Source organism: Aristophania sp. ESL1100 (assembly GCF_058511235.1).
Genome location: NZ_CP196394.1, coordinates 2,029,380 through 2,053,822 on the forward strand (window position 1 = coordinate 2,029,380; position 24,443 = coordinate 2,053,822).

The window sequence follows — 24,443 nt, forward strand, 5'->3', positions numbered from 1 at the left end:
TTACTTTTGTAAAATTATAATTATCAAAAGGTGCAAATAATTTATATCCTATATAGTTATATAAATAAGTGATGGTGATGTAAGTAAATATGTCCTATTATTATGAAAGTATTTATAATATATTATATAATTAAGTACCTTATCTATTCCTGGTTATGAGCTGCATGTTTGTTTTGTTACAGGAAATTTAGTGTTTAACATTCTATAAATAAATTTTTATATTTAGCGATATTTCTTGACTCATTTAAGATCAAAACCATATGAATTGGGCGTCTTATGATGAATAAAATCTTAATAAGATGAGTTACGTCACCAAGAAAACAGATTGACCTGTTAAGTACCGCCTAAAAGAATTCGTGTTCCCAGTAAATATACCCACAGCTTTTCAGCCTGTAATAAAGAGGTGGAAACGTCTGAGTTCCCCTCTTTTCCTCGTCGTTGTTGCTATCCCGAATCTCATTTCTGTAAGTTATTGGGGTTTGATTGCATCACCTGTCTATGAATCAGAATCAATCGTTCTGGTTACAAATCCAAACAGGAACGCAGATAGTCTGACCTCCCTGTTAGCGGGCAATGCCGGGGCTTCAACCTCAGGCGCCTGGATTTTGAAAAACAGGCTTTTATCGTGGGACGAATATAAAGCGATTGATCAGAAATTTCATATTGCTGACACCTATAAAAAAGGTGATTTCGTAGCGCGTTCCGGCGGGTTGATGAGCCTGTGGCGTACTGACGATATTACTTTATGGCATTATTATCAGGATCAGATCGTCATCACGATTGATGAGCAGACAGGTGTTACCAAAATCGCTGTAAAAGGCTGGAATTCGGGTGATGCCTATAAAATCTCGCAGGCTCTGCTTCATGATGCCATGGATCATCTGAATCATTTGAATAAAGATGAAGATGAGGATTTCATTTCGTCAGCCTCGAAAGAAGCAGAACGATTTAGAAAACAGGTCGCTCTGGATGAAGAGGACATTGCTCAGTGGCGTCGTAAATATGGCTATCTGAGCCCGGATCTGGACTATAGGTCCCTCTCTTCAAAAATCCTTCAGCTTGATAGCAAATATATTGATCTAAACAGCCAATATCAGTCCATCCTGTATAATGCAGCGGGCAATCCGTCAGCCCTTATTCTGAAAAAACAGATGGATGTTATCGAGGATGCCGGGGCGAAGGCTCGTTCTGTTTCACAGTCCATGTTCCCAGCGGCAGTTGAATATGAGACGTTAAGATTGAAAAAAGAGGCTGATTCCAAATTATTGATTTCTGCTGAGACGTCTCTTCAGGAAACAAAAATCAAGGCTTCTCAGAACCATTATTACTTAAAAATAATAAGTAAATCTTCTGAGCCCCATGCGCCGTCAGGCCCGCAACGTTTGAAATGGGTCCTCATTATCCTTGTGACAAGCCTGATTCTGCGTGCGTTACTGGCGTAAGCTGCACCTGGTCTGTTCTTTAATTTCTTCTTTTCACGGACTTGATTTTTTTAATGACTACAAAACGGACTCGTTTCACTCTTGCCGCGACACTTGCACTTTGCCTTGGAAACGCAGCTTTATTGTCAGGATGCACCCTTCCCAATGCAGGCCCTCTGGCAGGAGAAGTGGAAAATACCAAGGGTGTCGATATTGTTAACGTTACCGCTGAGCTTTCTTCCAAAATGCTTCAGGATTTGCAGACTGACGAACAACAGAAGCTTTCTGCTGCCCTGGGAGCGCTTTCAACGACAGGGTATCATGAAGAGAGCAGGCTTCAACCCGGTGATATGGTCGATATAGCTCTGTGGAGTTTTTCAGATGCCGGGAGTATGCCGCAAGGGGCTTTATTGGCCCCGGGTCCGAAAGCAACAGAACTGGGCCAGTACCAGCTTGATACGTCCGGCACAATTACGCTTCCTTACGTGGGGTCTGTTTCTCTCTCTGGTCTGACTCCCAAAGAAGCACGGGCGGTGATTGCCGGTAAATTCAGAAAACTGGCTCTTGTCCACCAACCCGATATCACATTGAAGATGTCAGATACCCAGGATGGAATTATTGTAACCGGTTCAACGGGGGAACCGAAAGTTCTGCCCTGGGCTCCGGGTGGCATGACATTGGCGCGTGCCATTACATTGACGTTGGGAAATGGTGCTTCCACTCTCAGTGAAAATAGTGCGTTGGATAATAACAACAGGAACGCCATTACCGCTTCCATTATCCGCAATGGTAATGAAATAAACCTTCCCATTTCAGATGCCTTGAAACGCGATATCCATCTCTATCCGGCAGATAAGGTCATTATAAAAAAAGAGCCTGCTGTACAGGTGTCCATCGTGGGGGGAGGTATTGCAAAAGCCGGGCTTTATGGCTTTTCAAAGTCGCCTGGTCTGGCGGCGGCCATAGCGGGTGCACAAGGTCTGAACCCGAATGCGGCAAATAGCACGCGTATTTTTGTTTTCAGACAGCAGAGAGATCAGAAACCGACTTTATACGTGCTTTCCTGGAAGGATGGAAACGGTCTGCTCATAGCGCAACAGTTCCCCGTTCAGAATGGAGACATCATATATGTTGCTGAATCGGCGATTGTTCCCGTTTCACGCGTCCTTAACACGATTTTCCAAATGGCTCTTCCCGCGACGATCGCCAGGTAAGTTTTCATCCATGAATTTTACGTCCTATTTGACGCTCATTGGTTTAAGCCCTGAAAAACTGGCCCGTGCTGCACAACAGATCGGGTCATGGGCTGAGCTGAGAGCCTGGCTTGATCAATACGGGCCTGATGATGAAATGCCTGCTATACAGCGTATTTCCATAGGGACACCGTCAATGGATACTTCGTGGAAAACGGCTCTGAAACGTCGTTTCTTCACGATGAAGGAAAAAGGCCACCCAGTGGGGGAGGAGCCAGTCTGGCCAGCCGTTGTTGAACGCAGGAGACGCGTTGCGCTGGCCACGACACTCTTCCTGACAGCCTCTCTGACGTATTTTGCGAAACGAACCTTAACAGCAGAGCATATTACGTCCTTTCTTGAGACGTTTTACATCCTGCTCTATGCCGTCATGAGTTATTTCATGATTGCCACGTTTGCGAAACTGGCCATTGGCTCATGGCACGCCTTGCGTGGGCCGAAGGGAAATCCCTGGCACCCGGTTCATACGGCCGTTGACCCTCGGCCGAATGTGAAAGTGGCTGTTTTATTTCCCGTCTATCATGAAGACCCGGCCAGAGTGGTTGCCGGGATGATCGCAACGGCGCAATCTCTCAGCCGTTACGCGCCTCACCGTGCAAAACATTATGAATTTTTTCTGCTGTCAGACAGCCGGAAGCCGGAATTTCGCATTGCTGAACGTGCAGCCCTTTATCAGGCACAGGAACTCTGTCCCGAGATTCGGTTTCATTATCGTTGGAGGGCGTCCAACGATAACGCAAAGCTGGGCAATATTACGGATTTTTGCCGCCGTTGGGGGAAACGCTACGATTATATGATGGTCATGGATGCGGACAGCCTCATGCAGGGCCAGACCATTCATGAACTCCTCAGAATGATGGAAGGCAACCACCGCCTTGGCATTCTCCAGACGAATCCGACCCCCATTCTCCGTAAAACGCTTTTTGGCCGTATGCAGCAATTCGCAGGGCGGCTTTATGGCTCAGCGTTCTCCTATAGTCTTCAGGCCATGTATATGGGGCATGCCAGCTATATTGGCCATAACGCCTTAATCCGTACTGACGCTTTTATCGAAAACTGTATTTTGCCTGAATTGCCAGGAAAATCGCCCTGGGGAGGCAAGCCTCTCAGCCATGATATTATCGAAGCTGCTTTGATGGCGCGTGCCGGTTATGAAGTATGGTTTCTGCCTGATATGGGTGGCAGTTATGAAGAAATACCGGCGAATATCCTGAGCTCCCTGATCCGCGAAAGACGGTGGATGCAAGGCAATCTGCAACATGCGCGTTTCTTCTTTCTGGAGGGGTTGAAGCCCCTTCACAGGGAAAATTTTCTAAGTGGCTTTATGGGATATATGTCCGCGCTGTTATGGGCCATTTTCCTGGTCATTTCTGCTGGTGCTATGGTGTCTTATCTGCAGACGGGTCATTTTTCTGCGGGAACGATTGCCCAGATAGAAATTCCTTCCATCATGATGCTTGTGGCCTCTGCCGTTTTTTTGTTTTCACCACGGGTTCTGGCAATCTGTCTCAATATCAGGACATCAAGATCCCGTTTATTTGGTGGGAAGCATAAGCTGATTCTTTCCACCTTGGCAGAGACTTTTTTCTCGTTCTTTTTTGCCCCTCTTATGATGGCTTTTATTTCACGTTTTATCTGGATGTGGATCAAACGAAAAACAATCTCATGGGGAAATCAGCAACGCGATGATGAGGCCCTGCCATGGTCTGTCTGTTTCAGATATTTCAGCTGGACCAGTGCAATCGGGATTATTGCAGCCGCCGCTCTTTTTTACCAGGTCAGCAAAATACCGGTGCAGAATTTTGCGCTTATAGCCATTATGTCGGGCCACTGGTTTCAGCCTTCCAGTATTTTTATGTGGTTCTTTCCTATTCTGGCGGGGCTGGGAGGGAGTGTTCTCATGGCCAGGGTAACAAGCAGGATCTTTCCCCTTCTGGAAAAAACCAAGTGGTTTATGATCCCTGAGGAAGTGATCGTCCCTCAAGAAATCACGGATATGAAATATTGGAATAACTATTTAAAGTCCGTTATTCCAGACACAGATAAGCTCGATGACTGTATAGAATATGCGTTGTCAGATAAGTTCTTTTATATCAAACAACGAGCCGGAACGCGCTTCAGGTCCCATCTGGCGGACAGATTTCTAAAACAGCTTCGCGATCATAAAGCACTTTCTGTTGACGAATTCATGCTTGCCATGACCGATAGAAATTGCCTTGATGCGTTGCATCAAATAGCCTGTGAACGCAGGATCTCTCATCAGAAAGAAAATGACTGAGGCCTTCTTTGTTTAAAGATTCGTTCCTTATGGAATCGGTATAAATCCTCAGTAACATTTTTTTGTCGTCAGGGTCTAAGAAGTGTCACAGAGTTGTGACTCCTCTATGGGCTTGCCTGGTTACATGATGCGGCTCACATAAGATATCAGATTGATTTCTATAAAGGACGTAAGCGATGAGCGAACCTGTCTATATTAAAGCCATGTTTACTGTAGATCCTAAAGATGCAACGGAAATAGAGCAGGCTATGCTGCAATGCGTTAAAGGATCACGGAAAGAAAAAGCCTGTCAGACATATGAATTTTTCCGTGACAGAGAGCATGAAGGCCGTTTTTACACTTATGAAATCTGGGCTTCAAAAGAGGGGCTTGATACCCATATGGAGACGCCTCATTTTCAGATATTTGCGAATGCATTGAAAAAACTGGATGGTGATCTGGCCGTCACGACGGTCACGCCTCTTAATCCTGACGCTTAAGCGCAGGCGGCACGGTTATGGCTGATTATCGCCTGGGTGTTGATTTCGGTGGGACGAAAATCGAGGTTCTTGCGCTGGATCGTTCTGGTAGGGAAATATTGCGTGAGAGGGTCCCCGATCCCAATATTTACGAAGAAGCGGTTCTGGCTGTCAGGGACCTGGTTTTGCAGGCTGAGCGGAAAATTGGCTGTGTTTCCGGCCACCGTGTTTCCGGCACGCAACCAACATCGACTTTAGGGATAGGAATCCCCGGTTCTTTATCACCTGAAACAGGATTGGTCCGTAATTCCAACTCAACGTGGCTTAATCAAAAACCATTCGGTCGTGACTTGGAAGCCGCTCTGGACCGCCCGATCCGCATTGAAAATGACGCGAATTGCTTCGTTTTATCGGAAGCGAGCGATGGTGCCGGGCAGGGCTATGACGTGGTTTTCGGCGTTATTATAGGAACCGGTATGGGAGGAGGTCTTGTTGTTAATGGGCGCCTTATTTCGGGGAAACATCATGTTGCCGGAGAATGGGGGCATATTCCTCTTCCCTGGATGACTGAAGAAGACCGGCCTTTCAGAAAATGTTTCTGTGGTAATGAGGGATGTCAGGAGCGTTATTTATGCGGTCCAGCTCTGGCTTATGACTGGAAAGGTAATAAGGCTGACCGTGCAACACACGGGATTGAGGAAGCGGCTCGTAATGGAGACCCCAAAGCGATCCGTGCACTCGATCTTTATATGGACCGTTTTGCGCGTGCCTGTGCCCAGATCGTGAATCTCATTGACCCGGACGTGATCGTTCTGGGAGGCGGTATTTCCAACCTGGAAACGATTTATGAGCGCGTTCCCAGATTATTACCCCGCAATGTTATTACGACGCCCTGTGCAACGCCAATTGTGAAAAACCGTCATGGTGACAGTTCAGGCGTAAGGGGCGCTGCCTGGTTGTGGGACATTGATGAAACGGGTGCATCTCCCGGTCTCTGAAAACAGAGAGCGATAAAAAAAGGCCTTCCTTTTTAGGGGAAGGCCTTTTTTGTGAGCCGGCTTTTATGGAAAAAAACCGGCTTTATTATGCGTCACTTAGACAGAATAGTACATCTCGAACTCAACTGGGTGAGGTGTATGCTCAAAGCGATACACATCATTCCATTTCAGAGCGATATAGCTTTCAATTTGGTCTTTGGTGAAGACATTTCCTTCCATAAGGAAGGCATGATCCGCTTCCAGAGCCTGGAGAGCTTCACGCAGAGAGCCTGCAACCGTCGGGATCTTTTTAAGCTCTTCGGGGGGAAGTTCATAAAGATCCTTATCCATGGCATCGCCAGGATGGATTTTGTTTTTGATCCCATCCAGACCAGCCATCAGCATGGCACTGAAGGCCAGGTAGGGGTTTGCGGTTGGGTCAGGGAAGCGAACCTCAACGCGTTTGGCTTTGGGGCCCGTTGCGTAAGGAATACGGCAGGAAGCTGAACGGTTGGCTGCTGAGTAAGCCAGCAGAACCGGAGCTTCAAAGCCGGGGATCAGACGCTTATAGGAGTTTGTGGAAGGGTTGGTGAAGGCATTAAGAGCCTTGGCGTGCTTAATGATTCCACCAATGTAATAAAGAGCTGTCTCAGAGAGATCAGCATAGCCATTACCTGCAAAGCAGGGCTTCCCATCTTTCCAGATTGACTGGTGCACATGCATGCCTGAGCCGTTATCGCCCATAATGGGTTTAGGCATGAAGGTTGCTGTTTTGCCGTAGGAATGAGCGACATTATGCACGCAATATTTGAAAATCTGCATATAGTCAGCAGATTGCACAAGCGTTGCGAATTTCGTGCCCAGTTCATGCTGGCTGCGGGCCACTTCATGATGGTGTTTTTCAATGGGGAGACCCATTTCACCCATGGTTGTCAGCATTTCAGCGCGGAGGTCTGTTTCACTATCGATAGGAGAAACAGGGAAGTAACCCCCTTTAAGGCCGGGGCGATGGCCCATATTGCCTTCAGGATATTCCTTCATTGAAGCGCCGGGGCCTTCAATGCTGTCGAGCTGGTAGAAACCGAAATTCTCACCTGTGCCGAAACGGACATTGTCAAAAATGAAGAACTCAGCTTCAGGTCCGAAATAGTCCGCTTTCGGAAAGATATTTTTCTGCCAGGCGTGCGGTGGAACGAGGATCGCGATTATAGAAATCCATCGTTCTGGGGTCGACGATATCACAGATCAGGATAAGCTGTGGACGTGCTGAGAAAGGATCCATGACAGCTGTTGTCGGGTCAGGCAGCAACATCATGTCGGATTCGTTAATGGCTTTCCACCCCTGGATGGAAGACCCGTCAAACATGAAGCCCTCAACGAAGGTATCTTCTTCGATCGTGACGACCGCCTGAGTCGTATGGTGCCATTGTCCTTTAGGATCGGTAAAGCGTAGATCGACAAATTCTACGGCATTTTCCTGGATAAGTTCAAAGACACGCTGAACGGCCTTTTTGTCAGGAGTAATTTTTTTCTGGGAAGAAGTCGCTGTCTTGGCCATCTTTGTAATGCCTCGTCTGCAATTTAGACTAATATCATAACGCTTACGAGATATTCTGGATGTTGTCGAGTGGTTCCGTAAAGCTTTATGAGAGAGCGCAGTTGTAATATTTTGGCTGGATACGGCCCATTGGTTGGTAACCCGGGGGAAAGCAGAGATGATTCTACCATCCGTTTCTGAAACGAAAAAAATTTCTGATGCACTTTTTTTTGAGTCCCTCAGCAAGGATTGGACTCCAGACGATATTGAGAAAAATCTGGACCAGACTCTCAGAGGTGCCGATGATGGGGAGCTCTTTCTGGAGTTTCGTGAAACAGAAGTCCTGGGGCTGGAAGAAGGTCTTTTAAGGCGCTCTAGTTTCAACCGTTCCTGCGGGTTTGGCTTGCGCGGGGTTATCGGTGAAAAAACCATCTTCTCCCAGTCTGATCAGCTGGGCATGACGTCTTTGAGCAAAGCAGGGGAAACATTGTCTCTGCTCAATCGTTATGAAAAAAAGGACGTGAGCCAAACTCCAGTTCTTCAGGAGAGAGAGCCTGTCAGTGCCCTCTATGGTCACAGTCATCCTCTGGAAAAAAGCAGATTTTCTGACCGCGTGACCCTTCTTAAGGAAATAGATGCCTATGCCCGCTCTCTGGATACGAACGTTGCGCAGGTGAACGTGACCTTGTTTTCAGAGTGGCATGTCGTCAGAATTATCAGACCTTCCGGTCTGAATCATGGTCAGGCGGCTCATCTGGCTGATATCAGGCCTCTCATGCGTCTGGACGTGACGGTGATTGTCCGGAAGGCAGGGCGTCAGGAAAGTGGTCATTATGGTCAGGGTGGCCGTTATAGCCTTGGGCGCCTGTCGCAACCGCAGACATGGCAGACCATGGTGCAGGAAGCTTTGAGGCAGGCAAATGTCAAACTTGAGGCTGTTCCGGCACCAGCAGGAGAGATGCCCGTGATTTTAGGAGCAGGCTGGCCGGGAATTCTTCTCCACGAAGCGGTAGGGCACGGATTGGAAGGTGATTTTAACCGCAAGGAGAGCTCCGTTTTTACCGGTAAGATCGGCACGCAGGTTGCAGCCTCTGGTGTGACTGTGATCGATGACGGAACGATTGCGGAACGGCGTGGTTCCTTGACGATTGATGATGAAGGAACGCCGACAAATAGGACCGTTCTTATTGAAAACGGGATTTTGAAATCCTACATACATGACCGGTTGAATGCCCGGTTACTGGGGCAGAATACAACCGGAAATGGTCGGCGGGAATCCTATGCTCATGCGCCCCTGCCGCGTATGACCAATACAATCATGGCTTCGGGAGAGGCAGATACCCAATCCATGATTCGGTCAACAGAAAAAGGATTATATGCCGTTAATTTCGGAGGCGGTCAGGTTGATATCACATCAGGCAAATTTGTTTTTGCCATGTCAGAAGCGTATCTCATTGAAAATGGCCGGATTACGCAGCCAGTGAAAGGAGCCACCCTGATCGGCAGCGGGGCCGAAGTCATGCAGAAAATTGAGCTTGTAGGCCCTGATATGATGCTTGACCCCGGCATTGGCACATGCGGTAAAGCAGGGCAGGGTGTGCCTGTGGGCGTAGGGCAGCCAATGATAAAAGTTTCAGGTTTAACCGTGGGAGGTATTGCATCTTAATCCTTTTGATGTCGTAATGGTTTTCGTTTCATAATTGCTCTCTTTTTGTTTGGGTTATTCTGCCTATGACCAACGCTATGCGTTTCTCATTTCTTTTCTTCAGCTTTTCCATGGCTGCTCTTTTCACCACCACTGCCAGGGCGCAGATTGCGCCTGAAGCCAAACAGGAAAAGCCTTTACCTGAACAATGGTATACAGGATCTCTTTTCTCACCCTCTCCAGCCTTGCCGGAAGCCGGGATGGGAGCATTGGAACCCTACGTATCTTCAGGGGTTCCGATGGGAGCTTTTAATTCTTCCGGATCGTTGAAAAAGAAAAAGGCTCAGACGTCGATCTCGCAATATACTCTGATGAAATATGCGGTCACAAACCATCTGTCTCTCTATCTGTTGCCGGATTACAGCTACTCGTGGGGAAATCATACCAGACATTCCGGTGTGAAATTCAACGATCTGCCTTTCGAGCTTCAATATCGTTTTACGCCCCATTATTCTCCGTCCTTTACGATATTTCTCGGCTTTAATGCGCCGACGGGCTCTTACACCAATCTCGCCGAAGCCTCTGAAGGGGTCGGTCGTGGTGTGTGGAGTATCCGTATGGGGGTTCATTCCCAGCTCGTTTACCCGTTTTTCAAACATGCTATGAGAATTCGTCTCTGGGCCGTGGCGAACCAGCCTGTGACAAAAGCACACCTTCGTAACATCACCAGTTATGGGACAAGCAAAGGCTTCTCAGGTCGTGCGCATGCTGGTCAGGCAGGCAATGAAGGGGGGTCTCTGGAATTGGGGATAACCAAAAAATGGGTTTTTGCCCTGGATCTTTATCATAACTGGTCAGCGTCAGATAAGGTAACCGGCTTTTACCGTCAGACGAAGAAACGTTACGTAAACCGTACAGGCTGGAGTGGTTTATTCAATGTCGGACCGGCGCTTGAATATAACTGGACGGCGAATGTCGGTGGGATTGCCGGTGTGATCCTGCCTGTGGCCGGTCATAATGCTTCCCGCACATTACAGGCACAATGTGCCGTGTTTGTGATGTTCTAAAAGATCAAACGCATTTTCTGAAAACGCTGAAACCTGTTTCAGTCAGAAAGAGCCGGTTTTTAAAACTGGCTCTTTTTTTTATGTCTCTGAAAATCAACCGCCCGCCACAAGTCTGATCAGACTTTGCAGGACAAAAGGGATTCCGTAGGAAATAAACAGAATCAGCACAAGCGGTGACAGATCAACCATCCCCGTATCAGGAAGAATATTACGGATGGGCCTTAGAACAGGCTCAACAAAACGGGCGCAAACATTATAGGCGGCGAAAAAAAAGTTCTTCAGGCTCGGGGCGAGATTGAAGGCAAGAACCATGGAGAGAAGGCAATAGGCAAGAATAATCCATGTATAAATGTCACATAGCACGGAAATGATTTTTATAAGTGACCACAGGATTGGCGGGACAGAAACCACAGGGAACCTCATTATAGTCGTAACAAACTGATCTTAGACCATCGTCACACCATAAATAAGACTCTATTTTGAGGCGGCTCTGAAATGAAGCCTCACAATCTTGACATCGGAACCGCCTCATGATGTATCAGAAGAGACCATGGGGCTGTAGCTCAGTTGGGAGAGCGCCTCGTTCGCAATGAGGAGGTCAGGGGTTCGATTCCCCTCAGCTCCACCATGGATTTTCCGCTTAATTATGTGATGATTTCGGGGTTGGTATATCGAGTCCGATCAAAGACAGATGCAACGTTTTTCCCTTTGAGTAGTTAAAACCGGTTATCTGGTCATAGAAACGGGGTTTGAGGTTTTTCTGCTCAAGAGCCTTCAGGAACGTATTTTTGTCTTTCTCATCAACCAGAGCAAGGTCGCACTTCTGATTCCGGGCCAGTGAGTCTGCCGCTTTTTCTGGTGAGAGAAGCCTTGTTTCAGGGCCAGCCAGAAAAACGAGGCTGGGCTCATAATAAGAGGCGGAGATCAGGACGCTGTCAGCGCATGGTTTGACGGCATTGAAAACAGAAGCCACCTTTGGTGAGAGTTGTATCAGACCCAGCTGGGGAATCACGGCCCAGAACAATCCTGCATGGATCAGAATAGCGGTACCGATAGCGCTATAGGCAGCTTGCCGGAAAGAATGTCTAAAAAGCAGAAGAGCCGTTAAGACCAGAAGGGGAAGACTTCCGAACAGGGCAAGCAAGGCTCTGAGAGAGAGCATGTGCTCGGTTTTGAGAAGAAGAATTGTGCCCACGCAGCAGAAGAGCACTCCGACAATGAACCATAATGTCCCATAAAAGCAGAAAAACGCTCTGAACCATTTATTGAAACGGTCATGCTCCCATAATGTCAGGGACGCGGCTGTCAGAAGCGCGATGGCAGGAAAAACCGGCAGGACATAATGAGGTAATTTTGTCGCCAGTAGTTCAAAGAAAATCCAGTAGGGAATAATCCAGCAGGAGAGGAACATGACAGCCGGCATTTTCCGGCGTTGCCAGAGGGAGGGAATTGCTCCGATGGCAAAAAGAGCTCCAGGCCAGAAAGTTATAATAAACAAGGCCAGATAATAACCTGGAGGAAAACCGTGGGCTTCCTGGCCATGAATGACTTTACCCAGTAAATTATGGCCAACAGATTTTTCGAAAAAAGCACCATGGCTGACAATGGTAATGCCGATACACCAGGGTGCCACGATAAGGAGGCTGATTATCCAGCCCCAACTTGGGCGTAATGCGCGCCAGAAGCGAAGGCTTCTTTCCAGCAGACAAAGAGAGAGCGGAGTCGCAAGGGCAGGAATGAGGATGATAGGCCCTTTGAGCATCAACCCGATTCCAAGACCGACCCAAAAGAGAATCGGAAAACGTAGGGTAGGAATCCTGCCTTTATGAAGCGTGAGGTAAATCCTGGCCAGAAGCGCTTCACAACAGAGAATGTCCAGCAACAGGACTGTATCGATCGTGGCCATTCGGCTTTCTGCGGCAAAAAGCGTCGAGACCATGAGTAACAAGGCGGCAAGCAGGCCGGTGCCGGCGTTAAAGAGGAGAGCCCCCATCCATGCGGTTAAAGGCACAATGAGGGTTGCTGCAATGAGGCTTGGTATCCGATAAGGCCAGGTCTGGCGTAGAACAGAAGGACCAAATAATCCGGCAGCACTTTTAACGCTGATCGTCTCCAGCCAGTAAATTCCGGCAGGTTGAAGGTAGCGTGGCTGGTCCTGAAAACGGATATCAAGATAATTATGTGAAAGCACCATCTGCTCAGTGGCTTCCATATAACGTGCTTCATCCCGGTCCAGCGGGGGGAGTGTCATACGCCCAGGCAAAGCCAGAAAAAAAGTCAGAAGCGCTAAAAGCGCGTAATGACGCACCGTAAGAGTCACAGCGGCTCCTTGTTAAACGGGGAAGATCAGAATTCTGTAGGTGTCTTTATATAATGTGTGCGTTTTTGAAGCCACATAACGCCGAGCAGATCACGAATACCAACAAGGGCCCGGTTTAGATTTGTATATTTTGAATGACCATGCAGACGGGGCCGGTGCTTGACTGGAATGCAATGAAGCGTTGCGCTATAGCTCTGCATAAGGGCAGGCAGAAAGCGATGAAGCCCTTCAAATTGCGGGAGTTCAAGAAAGGTCTCCCGCAAAAACAGTTTCATGGGGGCGCCGGTATCAGGGCAATGATCCTGAAGAAGCTTGCCTCTCAATGTATTGGCGAAACGTGTTGCCAGACGCCGGGAGAGAGAATCACGTCTTTTGCGGCGTATACCGACGATTAAAGGCGTTTCGCCATTTTGTGCCGCTTCCAAAGCGCTCTTGAAGAGAAGAGGAATGGCGGTCGGATCGTCTTGCCCGTCCCCATCCATCGTGGCAATCCATGAGGACGATGCCTGCGTAATCGCTGTTCTTAAGGCAGCAGATTTTCCCATACAATAGGGATGGGAGAGGATCCGTAACTGGGGAAGATAACGTTGTCTGGCTTCGAACAGACGCTCTAATGTGCTGTCTGTACTACCGTCATCGACAAAGATAATTTCAGTTTTGGGGAGAGAGGAAAGAGCTTCCTGGAGCTCTTTACAAACAGGAAGGATATTATCGGCCTCATTTAAAACTGTTACGACAACAGATAAAGAGGGCGACATATCCTTCATCATGTATCCGGGCCTTTTTATCAGGGCTTAGGCAGCTTTATCCTGATTAAGTGCTTTTGTGAGGCCAGCCAGCCCATTATCCAACAGTTTTTCTGCCAGAGCAGGATCACGGTCAAGAATTTCGGCAATGGCTTCACGGGCCGCTGAGAAAGCAATTTCAGACGCTTTGTCACGGAGATCACGCAAAGCGAGGTTCTCGGCAGCCTGAATTCGTTCTTTGGCAGCTTTTTCGCTGCGAGCGATCAATTCCTCAGATTCACGTGTTGCGCGCTCTTTCAGGGAAACCGCCTGTGCCTCTGAAGTTTCTATCAGTTGCTGTGCCTCAACAAGAGCCTGTTCGCGGTCTCTTGTGGCATCTTCCAGCATCTGTTCTGCTTCACGGCGGAGACGGGCGGCTTCATCAAGGTTCTTGCGAACTTCATGGGCACGCTCATCAAGACGAGACACAATGGTCGTCCATAATTTGCGGCCAAAAATGACGAAGAAGAGAATAAAGGCCAGAGCGGTCCAGAAACGTGGCTCATGAAACATGATCAGGCCTCTTTATGTTGTGCACGTTGAACAGCCTTCAGCACAACATCTTTCCCATCCACACCGATAAGTCTCTGTAGAAGTGAAGAGGTTGTATTGGAAGCAATTTCAGTCAGGGATTCCTCAGCTTTGCCTTGAGCAGCCTTGATGTTGAGTTCGGCTTCGCGAATCTCGGCTTTAAGGCGTTCAGTTGTGGCAGCCAGCTGAGCTTCTGTCGCTGCTTTTGCGGCATCCTGAATGGCTTTGATATTTGCCTGGGCGTGATCCATAGCTTTCTGGCGTGCATCTTCAAGCTCCTGACGAGCCTGGTCAGCCGCTTTTTTGGCGTCACGGGCGAGGTCAAGATCACTCTGGATACGAACGACACGAGCTTTGATAACTTTTTCAACTTTAGGTAAAGCTGAACGGCTCAGAGCAATATAAAAACCGATAAAAATCAGTGCACCCCAGACGACCTGCCCTTGTAAAAGAGGGTTCTTGAAGTCAAGCTGGGGCATGCCTGCCGCCAAAGCCCGGCCCGGCAAGGCCGCAAGCGGGGCGGCAGACAGGAGGAAACGAGGCGTCAGGCGCATGTGATCTATCCTCAGACGAAGAGGATCAGGAAGGCAATCAGAAGCGCGAAGAGAGCGATAGCTTCTGTCAGCGCGAACCCGAGCATACCGAGACCGAAAACGTGAGGGCGGGCAGCAGGGTTGCGAGCGATGGAGTTTACGAGCGCAGCGAAGATGTTACCGATGCCGGCGCCAACACCAGCAAGAGCGATGACAGCAAGACCTGCACCAATATCGCGAGCGGCTTGAACGTCCATGGTATATTCCTTTACCTTAATTAGGTCAGAGACAAGAAAGCAGAAAAGAGAAAGTCACTCAATGAGCGACTGCCTCACGAAGATATATACATGTAAGAATTGCAAAAACATATGCCTGCAACAAACCTACAAGTAATTCAAGTGCCGTCAAGGCGATGTTGATTGCTACAGGAGCAACGGCCAATACATGACCAATAACACCAAGACCGGCAAGCATGATCGTAAAACTGGCGAACACCTCTAGAAGAACATGCCCGGCCACCATATTCGCAAAAAGACGGATAGAGAGGCTGACAGGACGTGAGAGGTAGGAAAGGATCTCGATCGGAATCAGGATAGGAGCGAGGGCAATGGGAGCACCTTCAGGCATGAAATGCTTTGCGAATCCGATACCCTGATACCAGAGAGAAGCCAGAAGAGCCATGATGAAGACTGTCAGGGCCATAGCCAGCGTGACAGCAATATGGCTGGTAAATGTGAAGGAGAAGGGAAGAAGACCGAGGTAATTCCCTGTCAGGATGAAGAAGAAGAGCGCGAAGATGAAAGGAAAAAACACAGTCCCTTTTTCACCGATTGTCCCCACTGCCAGGTCATGAATAAATTCATAACTCATTTCAGCTGCTGCCTGAAAACGCCCGGGCACGACAGCGGAAGGCCGCATACCGAAGTAAAGGAAAGCCAGAACCAGAGCAACAGCAATCAGCATGAACAGAGGAGACTGCGACAGGTGCAAAGTCTTGCCGAGTGAACCGAGAATCGGATGGAGTTCAAACTGTCCGAGTGCGTCAATCTTCGATCCGTTAGCCACGCGGGCTTCTCCCGTTTTTCTCGTCCTGTTCATCTTGAACAGACATTCCTCATGCCGGCACCAAAACCTAATAAGGCAAAAATCACCAGAAACAACCCTCTGTGGCCTGTCCATTTATCCAGCCCATAACCGATCCCGACACCAACAAGGATACCGGCAATCATGTCACTGGCTACTCTGAACGCCATACCAAAAGAGGAGCTTGTTTCCTTCCCTTGTGAAGCTTCTGCCTTTTTATTGCTCTGGGAAGCAACCTTATCTTCCAATTGCGTAAGCCTTTTTTCAAGGCTGTTACTTTTATCAGAAGAGTGATTATCCATGCGGCTGACGCCCCCCAGATACAGATGAAAAAGCAAAACCCTTCCCTTTCAGGAAAGACACTGCCTAATTCGGTCGTTAGCTAGCCATTGTGACCCCCTTCTGTCAATAATTCTCTCTATAATCTTTTAAAGAAAATGATTTTGACAGCTTCTGCGTTTAACTGACCAGCCGTAGGGAAGGAGGTTTCTTTGGTGTGGTTTTAGGAACCTGTCTACTCTGGCCGAATGGGAGGAGCGGATCCTCAAACGCCTCTCCCGGAGGTGTGAGAGGTGCGTCGGACATATGTTTTCCGAGATAGGCTTCCGAGAGTGCACGGAACGCATAATCGAGCATTGATGATGCGTAATTGACAGAGGGGTCTCCCTCTACCGTCCCGCAAGGACCAAAATGTGTATAGGCAAATTGCTCAATAAAGGTCTCAAGGGGAACCCCGCATTGCAGCCCGATGCTTACCGCATGTCCCAGACATTCCATCAGTCCCCGCGCCATGGGGCTTTCCCGTGAAGGGATGAGGTTCAAGGCCCCCAGGGAACCATCCTCAAATTCAAGAGTCCGCATAAAGAGCGGGTGTCCACCGATAGAGGTTTTCTGGCTGAAGCCATTTTGTTTGTGTGGCAGAGAGCGCCGCACGCCGCGTTCCAGACGGGAAAGGAGTGTCTCAACCTCGGGTTCGGGACGTGGAGGAAGATAGTCAGCCAGTCTGGAAAGGGTTTCGTGCATTTTCACAAAAGCCCGTCCATCAATGATGGGGAGGGGGTTTTCATTATTAAGAGCCAAAGCCAGTGCCTTTTCAGGCGTCAGCTCGCGGGCAGCGAGGCGATGGTAAGTGGAAACCCTCAATTGGCCATTTTCATCGATAGGTGAGAAGATCGGGGCCAGACCACAGGCTTCGACCCCCAGCAAGGCATCGACCGGACCAGGGACTGAAAACCCGAGTTCCACGGGTGCGAGTCGTTCTGGCCCTGTAGCGTTTGTCTGTGCGATCGTGGTGGCGATCTGCTCAATATGAGGAAAGAAAGGCGTGCTCAGCAGAGAAGCTGGGGAGGTTGTATCCTTTTTGAGAACAAGATTTGCCAGTGCCGTAATGGCCTGAGCCAGTTGCCGCCCTTTTTCACTATCATAATCCAGACCGGCTGCGGCAAGGCAGGCATCAAGATCAGAGAGCTGGATAAACCCGGCAGCATTTTCTTCAAGTGCTGATGATTGATAATCCCCAAATAAAGGCAGATCACCAGTACGCTCATTTTTCTGGGCGGCATAGAGGCGCCTCAGGCTTTTGCAGGCCAGCTCAAGACAGGCCACAAACTGCTCCGGAGAAAACTGACCATCATGCACGAAACCGCTTAATCTGATGACGAATCCGAACTGTTCATCCGTTCGGCACTGCCATAAGGCGCTATTGGGAGCCATATGGCGCATGAGCAGCAGGCATGAAAGACTGCGCCCCACGGGTGTGGGGTCCTGCTTTTCATGCTCAAGGGCTGGAGTGGCATCAATGAGATCAACCCACCGGGCAGCTTCTATAGCCAGACGTATGGGGCCGCCATGGGGGGATAATTGCACAAGAGCCTGGGCAGCACTGTCGTTCCATGCGGAAGGCAATGTAACAGACCGTAAGGCCTGGCTGTCCGGATCAGAGGGAATGGCGACTGTTCTCATGTGAACGCCGCTCCAGTGAAGATGCGCTTTCATGCAAAGCAATTTAGGAAGACTGTTTCAGCTAGCAAAGAGCCGGGAGGGTCATTCAGGCTCTTTAATAAAGAGGATGATGAGGATAAGGGGGATAACTTTGTCAGGATAAAGAGCTTTCTGATATAAGCGTCATGTTTCCTGTCATGAGGTTGCCGGTACTACCGGTCCTTATGAAGGGCGTAATTGTCTTAATATTTATGGAAACTGTGATATTCAGTGAAAATAATAACTGATGGATGAGACATAACTTATGGACAGCACTATAGCGGGAGCAGATTTTTTGAAGCGGCAGGCCCGGCAGACGCGCATGGAACTCCTTGTCGGGTTTGTAGTTGTTCTTGCCGTGTCCATATTGCTGGTTTCTGCTGTTCTGGGGCGTCATAAGGCGGCTGATGATGGCTATCTGCTGCGAGCCAGTTTCTCCCATATTGATGGTGTGGATGTGGGTTCAGATGTTCGTCTGGCCGGAGTCACGGTTGGACATGTGACGAAGACGACAATTGATCCCAAAAATTTTCAGGCCAATGTGGTTTTCTCTCTGTCTCCGGATATTAAACTGCCAATCGACAGTGCTGCGATCATAACGTCGGATTCGTTACTTGGTGGCAAATATATTGCTCTCACGCCAGGGGGCGACGATAAGGTCCTTGCTCCAGGGGCGCTCATGCAGGAAACCCAGGGTTCCATCAGTCTGGAGCAGCTTTTAAGCAAGTTTATCTTCTCAGTGACGGATTCATTGCAGCAGAAGAGCAAAGATCAGACAAATACCGGGTCTGTTTCCCATTCTGAGAATAGTGCTCAATAATGATTGATCAAAGTGAGCGTAAATCGGCCAGGATTTTTATGAAGAGTTCCGATATGATTTCTTTTCCCTTGTCCTTTCGGAGCTATGAAATGACGCGGAAGTTTTTGTTCGGCGGTGTTTTTGCCCTGGGAAGTCTTGTCCTGGGCATGACGCAGCAGGCTTTCGCGGCGGAAGGAATGGCGTCACCTTCAGTATATCCAGCTGATAGCTGGCAGGGATGGTCGAAGGCGACGCTCCGTATTCTTGACCGTCTGGAATCACGGAGTGTTACGGTCACATTATCCGTGGGGGAAGAGCAGCATTATAATAGTTTAGGTATTAAGCTGCTGGCATGTGTGCAACGGCCCCCGACTCTAGCGCCTGAAACAGCGGCTCAGCTCCATCTCGAAGATAGCAAGGCGAAGAATCCCGCTCCCTTTGATGGATGGATTCTGGCGAACCAGCCAGGTTTATCGCTCTATCAGAGCCCTCTTTATAATGTGCAAATTGTCCAATGTGGTGGAGAAAAAGTGGCCCCCATGATCGGCCCTTTACCGCCTTCCACCGTTCCGCAGCTCACACCGCTTGAGCCGGAAAGGCAGGATGCTGACGGTCAGGCAACAGCGGGGACGGGAAGCCAGCCTGCACAGGCAGCGCCTGCTCCCTTGCCTGGTATAGGCAATCAGCCAAATGGATCTTTCCCGCCGCAATCAACAGGAATGACGCCACCGACATCAGGTAATTCCTTACCGCCTCCCACGCCATTATTACCCTGATTTCAGAATTAACCTGATCTATGGCCTGTCATGAATGAAAAGGATTTTTTATGTTAATGACACGAAAGCGCGACTTTAGACGTGTGCGGGCGATAGGAGGGTTATTCGTTTTATCCGGCCTGATTGCGTTGCTGGCTGCGCATGGGTCAGAACATTTTCTCCATATGGTTCCCTGCGAGCTGTGTTTATGGGAGCGCAAGCCCTGGCGGGTTCTGATTTCCCTGGGGGCATTAACGCTGGTCTTATCGCCCAAATATGCGCGTTGGCCCATTCTCGGGGGCGTGATATGCCTTGCTGTCAGTGTGGGTCTGGCGGTGATGCATGTCGGTGTTGAGCATAATTTCTGGCCAAGCCCCGCTGCGGCCTGCCACGCCGGGACGGTTCACGCCGATAAAGCGTCAGACTGGCTGAGTCATTTACCCACAGCACCGGTTAAACCCTGCGATCAGCCTGATTTCCCCTTCGGGCTTCCCGTGTCTATGGTGACCCTGTCAGCGCTCTATACATTCGTGATTTTTGGTATGGCGTTAACGATGACAATATTCGTCTTCAGGCGCGTGAAACGTGACCAGAAGAAAGAGGTCCGGTCATGAAACTCTCTAACTTCAGATGTCTCTATAAACAGGGTTTTGCACGAGTGGCTGCCTGTACAGTTCCTGTTGTGCTGGCAAATCCTGAGGAAAACAGGATACGTCTCCTGAAAGCCCTTCAGACATGTGATCAGCAAGGGGTGGCCGTTGCTGTTTTTCCCGAACTGGCTCTGAGTGGCTATAGTCTTGGCGATCTTTTATTTCAGCAGACGCTCCTGGAGGCAGTCAGGAAGCAGCTTCAGGAATTTACGGAAGCAACACGTTCTTTCAGGACTGTTGCTGTGATAGGGGCCCCTCTTTGCTGGGGAGACGCTCTTTATAACTGTGCTGTCGTCATACAGGCTGGACATATTCTCGGGGTCGTCCCCAAAAGTTTTCTGCCACGTTACAGAGAGTTTTATGAGCCCCGTCATTTTACAAGTGGCAAAGGGGTCTCAGGTATTATCTCCCTTGCAGGGCAGGAGGTTCCTTTTGGGACAGACCTGCTCTTTCAGGCGTCTGATCTGGAAGGTCTGACCCTCGGGGTGGAAATCTGTGAGGATCTATGGGCGCCTGACCCTCCCGGCACGCGATTGGCCATGGAGGGCGCCACCATTTTGGCCAATCTTTCTGCGTCTCCTGTCACAATCGGGAGGATGGAAGATCGTTTATCGCTTTGTGCGGTGCAGTCTCGCCGGTTGCAATGTGCCTATCTTTACGCGGCTGCCGGTGCCGGTGAATCCACGACCGACCTCGCCTGGGATGGTCAGCTGACGATTCACGAGGCAGGAGATCTGCTGGAAGCGTCAGAACGTTTCCCTCAGGAAACAACCTCCATTATGGCAGATATTGATCTTGTCCGGTTGCGGCAGGAACGGCTGCATACAGGGTATTTTATTGAAGACTCGGTGAAATTCCGCAAAATATCCTTCCGTCTGGGTTTCCCTGTGCAGGATCGTGGTCTTTTACGTGACGTAGCGCGTTTTCCCTTTGTTCCTTCTTCGGCGGCGACTTTGGCACAGGATTGCCGGGAAGCCTGGATGATTCAGGTTCATGCCCTTTGCCAGAGATTGAAAAGTTCCGGGGCGAAGAGAATGGTTATTGGCGTTTCAGGGGGGCTGGATAGTGCCCTGGCTTTGCTTGTGGCGGCGAAGGCGGCGGACGTTCTGGGGTGGTCACGCAAAGACGTGCTGGCTCGAACAATGCCGGGCTTTGCAACGGGTGAAGAGTCTTTTTCCATGGCTCAGTCATTGATGGCCGGGCTCGGAGTGGAAGCCGGTGTGCTGGATATCCGCCCGACTGCGATGGCAATGCTGAAAGAAATCGGCCATCCCTTTGCGGATGGAGAGCCCGTTCATGATATTACCTTTGAGAATGTTCAGGCGGGGTTAAGAACGGACTTTCTGTTCAGGCTGGCTAACTTCCATAATGGAATTGTCATTGGTACGGGAGATTTGTCTGAAATTGCCCTGGGGTGGTGTACGTATGGTGTGGGGGACCAGATGGCCCACTATAATGTCAATTCAGGTATCCCCAAAACGTTGATCCAGCATATTATTCGCTGGGCTGCACGTGATGAGCCTCTTTTCTCTGATCGTGTCAAAGAGACACTACAGAAGATTGTCGAGTCGGAAATCACGCCGGAGCTGGTGCCGGGAGGGGCTGCTGGCGTTCAGAAAACAGAGCAGGTTATCGGCCCTTATGCTTTACAGGATTTTACCCTGTTTTATGTCCTGCGTTATGGATTTACGCCCCAACGTATCGCATTCCTGCAGGAAAAAGCCTGGGCTGATTGCCGGGTGGGCAACTGGCCCGTTCATTACCCGGAAGATAAGAAACAGTCTTATTCTCTTGAAGAAATCATTCATTGGATGGGTGTTTTTCTCAAACGCTTTTTTGCGACAAGTCAGTTCAAACGCTCAGCAATGCCGAATGGTCCCAAGGTCGTCGCCGGGGGGAGTCTGTCCCCGAGAGGCGACTGGAGAGCGCCATCCGACGGGCAGGCGGCGTTGTGGTTGAAAAATTTAAAAGAAATAACAGTGTAAAATCATACAGTTGCCAATAAATAAGGCATTACTTGATCCTGGGAACAAAATTATTTCATATTTTAGACATAGTTGTTGTGCATATACCTAGTTACCGCTTCGCAGGGACCTAATTATTCCTGAGTGGTGGTAGCTGATTGTCGGTAATTACGTGAGAGCATTATGGAGGTCCTTATGCTCTCATCAAGGAATTTCCTTGACAATTAGTGCTAACTTAGTGCTAATTAGCGCTTCTGCTCAAGCGTTAATTCTTGGTGAAGATATTTTGAGGGTGTTGGGGTTTTATGTCTCAAACGACTGTTCTGGGTGGAACGGCTTCAGACTTAATGGTGACCGTAACAGGTAACAGCAATCATTCAGTCGCCGCGAATCTCTCTAATACGATTGATCGTGTTATGAGCTTTATGAACGGTAATGCGAACAATTCGCCTGTAAATCCCCGTTCTTTCTCCCAAACTCCTTTCACAAATGCCAATTTTGGACCGGGACATCTTCAGGCCCGGACCCTGACACCTCATATTTCATCATTGTCAGGCCTGCCTCATCAGGCGACCTTTATCCAGGGGAAAGGTTCATCTTCCCTGACATTGCAAGGGGTGGTGACGAATTATTCTGACGTATCCCAGCATCAGCAGGTTATTGATTCGTCAGCAGGGGGAAACAGGATTACTCTCGACCAGGGAACTGTTTCTGCGGGGCATTCTGTCGGTGATACGATTTCTGCCACAGCTGATCTTTCGGTTCTTGGGGGCAAAAACGAGACCATTAGTGCGGGTGGCCATCTGGAATTTATCGGTGGCACGGGTAATTCCTTCGTTTCCGCTCATGATGCTCTGATTTATGGCACAAGCGGCAGTAGCTACCATTTTGTCGGGACGTCACCAAGCAATGTCTATGCTGATAAGGTGCAAGGTGATTCCAGCTTATTTATGGGTGCGAAGGATCAGAATGGCCAGTATATCCATGATATCCTTTTTGACGCATCCTCATCCCATGGTGCCTTTACGGCCATTGTCGGTAACAAGGATACCGTCATTGGCGGGACGGCCGCTGACAAGTTTGTGGTTTCTTCTGACACCCATGCTTCGGGCGAAGGAAAAGACGTATCGGCTACACTGACAGGTGGTTCAGGGGCTGCCAATCTGTTCCAGTTTATGGATAATGAGGGCGGTCATTATACGATTACTGACTTCGGAAGTGCGGCAGGCAATCTGGTGGCAATTAAAGGCACAGAGAGTGACGTTAAGGACGCTCTTAAGCATGCGACCGTTGAAGGCGGTAATACAACAATTCGTCTTAAAGATAAAACAGAGATCACCTTCCTTGGTGACGATCATGTAACCGGTAAGGATTTTATCACAAATCTTCCGTCATCCTGATGTGACGACTGAGAGAACTCAGTAGATTTATTGTTTCTTTCCCCCCTTGTGGAGTTTACTTCACAAGGGTTTTTTCTGTTCATAAATGATAGTCTGATCTTACTTCTTTAGAAAAAGGGAGTAAGCCGCTTCGACTCTATAAATTTCAAGTGGAAATAATGGCTGGGGCGGGAGGATTCGAACCTCCGCATGGCGGAATCAAAATCCGCTGCCTTACCACTTGGCTACGCCCCATTAATTGAACATGGTTCTAGCGTGAAGGATTCTATTCGTAAAGAGACGGAGAAGAATTTTTTCTTCCCGTCTATGGAAAATCATAGAAAAGGCCAGGACTTTTTATGAGTGAGATGTTTCATCCGGCTCATAATCAGGAAGTCCACTGGCTGAGGACTGGTTTAAATCAGGGGAATAGTGTTTCGCTGTTTTAAAGAGATTAAAGCGCTCGGCTTTATTAAGAGCCTTATCAAGGGTCTGCATTGTTTCAGACAAGTCAAAGCTACCATCACGCTCCCAGCTTCGTAAGGCCTGCATCCAGATAACAAGAAGAGCCTGAAGCCGTAATGTGCCGCTTAGCCCCTTTCTATCAATGCCTGTCGCATCAGCAATCCACTTGATGGTGTTAAGCGTAGCAGCGCCCAATAAGGCAGCCAGAGGAGGATCGAGAGGAAGAACCCGCATGACAGCTTTCAGCCCTTCACGATAATCCTGAAGGGCATCAAAGCGTTTCATGAACAGATCGAAAATCCCTTCACGCGGGGAAGGGAACATCCCAGCTCCATGGAGCATGGTCTCATCAATCAAACTGTTCAGTCTAACGAGGATCAAAGACTTGCATGGATAGCGCCTCCTTAACTCCTCCAGTGGAATGTCAGCGGTGAAGGCGACATCAACGAGTGTAAAGCCAAACCACCCACGGTCTGCCGCAAGCTGCATGGCTGTATTAATCACTAATCTATCCAGAGAAGAGTTATGTTCGTTGAATACCATCATTATGAAATTCCTGAAGC

22 protein-coding genes, 2 tRNA genes and 1 pseudogene are annotated in these 24,443 nt (G+C 49.0%); 13 read left to right on the top strand and 12 right to left on the bottom strand.

Features of this window, described 5'->3' with window-relative positions; genetic code table 11:
- Positions 1–479 precede the first annotated feature (479 nt).
- From ACSYSY_RS09270 to ACSYSY_RS09290, 5 genes are all read left to right on the top strand, one after another.
- The gene (locus ACSYSY_RS09270; RefSeq protein ID WP_491707272.1) at positions 480–1,442 is read left to right on the top strand and encodes a hypothetical protein; all 963 of its coding nucleotides are present in this window, start codon (positions 480–482) and stop codon (positions 1,440–1,442) included.
- Positions 1,443–1,495: 53 nt separating this feature from the next.
- Entirely contained in the window at positions 1,496–2,635 is a 1,140-nt protein-coding gene (locus tag ACSYSY_RS09275; protein ID WP_491707273.1) for a polysaccharide biosynthesis/export family protein, read from the top strand.
- A gap of 10 nt (positions 2,636–2,645) precedes the next feature.
- On the top strand, positions 2,646–4,952 hold the full coding sequence (gene mdoH, locus ACSYSY_RS09280; RefSeq protein WP_491707274.1) for a glucans biosynthesis glucosyltransferase MdoH: 2,307 nt from the start codon (positions 2,646–2,648) through the stop codon (positions 4,950–4,952).
- 176 nt (positions 4,953–5,128) lie between these two features.
- Positions 5,129–5,431: a putative quinol monooxygenase gene (locus ACSYSY_RS09285; protein ID WP_491707275.1), complete on the top strand. Its 303-nt coding sequence runs from the start codon at positions 5,129–5,131 to the stop codon at positions 5,429–5,431.
- Positions 5,432–5,448: 17 nt separating this feature from the next.
- On the top strand, positions 5,449–6,408 hold the full coding sequence (locus ACSYSY_RS09290; protein ID WP_491707276.1) for an ROK family protein: 960 nt from the start codon (positions 5,449–5,451) through the stop codon (positions 6,406–6,408).
- 96 nt (positions 6,409–6,504) lie between these two features.
- Here the strand turns inward: ACSYSY_RS09290 and glnA are convergent.
- Positions 6,505–7,945, bottom strand: a pseudogene (gene glnA, locus ACSYSY_RS09295) (type I glutamate--ammonia ligase).
- A gap of 157 nt (positions 7,946–8,102) precedes the next feature.
- On the opposite strand from glnA, the gene ACSYSY_RS09300 reads away from it, so the two are divergent.
- Together ACSYSY_RS09300 and ACSYSY_RS09305 are read left to right on the top strand one after the other, a co-directional pair.
- On the top strand, positions 8,103–9,590 hold the full coding sequence (locus ACSYSY_RS09300) for a metallopeptidase TldD-related protein (RefSeq protein ID WP_491707277.1): 1,488 nt from the start codon (positions 8,103–8,105) through the stop codon (positions 9,588–9,590).
- Between the two features lie 65 nt (positions 9,591–9,655).
- A complete protein-coding gene (locus ACSYSY_RS09305; protein ID WP_491707278.1) occupies positions 9,656–10,636 on the top strand; it encodes a hypothetical protein in 981 nt (326 codons plus the stop codon).
- 93 nt (positions 10,637–10,729) lie between these two features.
- Here ACSYSY_RS09305 and ACSYSY_RS09310 read toward each other — a convergent pair whose 3' ends face one another.
- Positions 10,730–11,047 carry a YggT family protein gene (locus ACSYSY_RS09310; RefSeq protein ID WP_491707279.1) on the bottom strand — a complete coding sequence of 106 codons (318 nt, stop codon included), beginning with the start codon at positions 11,045–11,047 and terminating at the stop codon, positions 10,730–10,732.
- A gap of 141 nt (positions 11,048–11,188) precedes the next feature.
- Here ACSYSY_RS09310 and ACSYSY_RS09315 point away from each other — a divergent pair.
- Positions 11,189–11,264 (top strand) — tRNA-Ala (locus tag ACSYSY_RS09315).
- A 12-nt stretch (positions 11,265–11,276) separates the two neighbouring features.
- Here the strand turns inward: ACSYSY_RS09315 and ACSYSY_RS09320 are convergent.
- The 8 genes from ACSYSY_RS09320 to ACSYSY_RS09355 all read right to left on the bottom strand — a co-directional run bounded on the left by ACSYSY_RS09320 (position 11,277) and on the right by ACSYSY_RS09355 (position 17,883).
- Entirely contained in the window at positions 11,277–12,956 is a 1,680-nt protein-coding gene (locus ACSYSY_RS09320; protein WP_491707280.1) for an ArnT family glycosyltransferase, read from the bottom strand.
- A 26-nt stretch (positions 12,957–12,982) separates the two neighbouring features.
- Entirely contained in the window at positions 12,983–13,723 is a 741-nt protein-coding gene (locus ACSYSY_RS09325) for a glycosyltransferase family 2 protein (protein WP_491708270.1), read from the bottom strand.
- Positions 13,724–13,750: 27 nt separating this feature from the next.
- Entirely contained in the window at positions 13,751–14,254 is a 504-nt protein-coding gene (locus ACSYSY_RS09330) for a F0F1 ATP synthase subunit B (protein ID WP_491707281.1), read from the bottom strand.
- 2 nt (positions 14,255–14,256) lie between these two features.
- The gene (locus ACSYSY_RS09335) at positions 14,257–14,826 is read right to left on the bottom strand and encodes a F0F1 ATP synthase subunit B family protein (protein WP_491707282.1); all 570 of its coding nucleotides are present in this window, start codon (positions 14,824–14,826) and stop codon (positions 14,257–14,259) included.
- Between the two features lie 11 nt (positions 14,827–14,837).
- Positions 14,838–15,062: an ATP synthase subunit C family protein gene (locus ACSYSY_RS09340; RefSeq protein WP_160618014.1), complete on the bottom strand. Its 225-nt coding sequence runs from the start codon at positions 15,060–15,062 to the stop codon at positions 14,838–14,840.
- 58 nt (positions 15,063–15,120) lie between these two features.
- A complete protein-coding gene (locus ACSYSY_RS09345; RefSeq protein ID WP_491707283.1) occupies positions 15,121–15,870 on the bottom strand; it encodes a F0F1 ATP synthase subunit A in 750 nt (249 codons plus the stop codon).
- Between the two features lie 29 nt (positions 15,871–15,899).
- Positions 15,900–16,190, bottom strand: a complete 291-nt coding sequence (locus ACSYSY_RS09350) for an AtpZ/AtpI family protein (RefSeq protein WP_491707284.1) — start codon at positions 16,188–16,190, stop codon at positions 15,900–15,902.
- Between the two features lie 157 nt (positions 16,191–16,347).
- The gene (locus ACSYSY_RS09355; RefSeq protein WP_491707285.1) at positions 16,348–17,883 is read right to left on the bottom strand and encodes a TSCPD domain-containing protein; all 1,536 of its coding nucleotides are present in this window, start codon (positions 17,881–17,883) and stop codon (positions 16,348–16,350) included.
- Positions 17,884–18,133: 250 nt separating this feature from the next.
- On the opposite strand from ACSYSY_RS09355, the gene mlaD reads away from it, so the two are divergent.
- The 5 genes from mlaD (at position 18,134) to ACSYSY_RS09380 (ending at position 23,436) form a co-directional block, all read left to right on the top strand.
- Positions 18,134–18,688, top strand: a complete 555-nt coding sequence (mlaD, locus tag ACSYSY_RS09360) for an outer membrane lipid asymmetry maintenance protein MlaD (RefSeq protein WP_491707286.1) — start codon at positions 18,134–18,136, stop codon at positions 18,686–18,688.
- Between the two features lie 89 nt (positions 18,689–18,777).
- Complete coding sequence (locus tag ACSYSY_RS09365; protein ID WP_491707287.1) at positions 18,778–19,443, top strand: DUF2155 domain-containing protein; 666 nt, start codon at positions 18,778–18,780, stop codon at positions 19,441–19,443.
- Positions 19,444–19,493: 50 nt separating this feature from the next.
- Positions 19,494–20,036, top strand: coding sequence for a disulfide bond formation protein B (locus tag ACSYSY_RS09370; protein WP_491707288.1), 543 nt, complete (start codon positions 19,494–19,496; stop codon positions 20,034–20,036).
- Positions 20,033–22,057: an NAD(+) synthase gene (locus ACSYSY_RS09375; protein WP_491707289.1), complete on the top strand. Its 2,025-nt coding sequence runs from the start codon at positions 20,033–20,035 to the stop codon at positions 22,055–22,057. The genes ACSYSY_RS09370 and ACSYSY_RS09375 overlap by 4 nt, the downstream gene beginning before the upstream one ends.
- Positions 22,058–22,341: 284 nt before the next feature.
- Complete coding sequence (locus tag ACSYSY_RS09380) at positions 22,342–23,436, top strand: hypothetical protein (protein WP_491707290.1); 1,095 nt, start codon at positions 22,342–22,344, stop codon at positions 23,434–23,436.
- A 159-nt stretch (positions 23,437–23,595) separates the two neighbouring features.
- On the opposite strand, the gene ACSYSY_RS09385 is transcribed toward ACSYSY_RS09380, so the two are convergent.
- Together ACSYSY_RS09385 and ACSYSY_RS09390 are read right to left on the bottom strand one after the other, a co-directional pair.
- Positions 23,596–23,670 (bottom strand) — tRNA-Gln (locus ACSYSY_RS09385).
- A gap of 102 nt (positions 23,671–23,772) precedes the next feature.
- A complete protein-coding gene (locus ACSYSY_RS09390) occupies positions 23,773–24,426 on the bottom strand; it encodes a TetR family transcriptional regulator (protein ID WP_491707291.1) in 654 nt (217 codons plus the stop codon).
- Positions 24,427–24,443 lie beyond the last annotated feature (17 nt).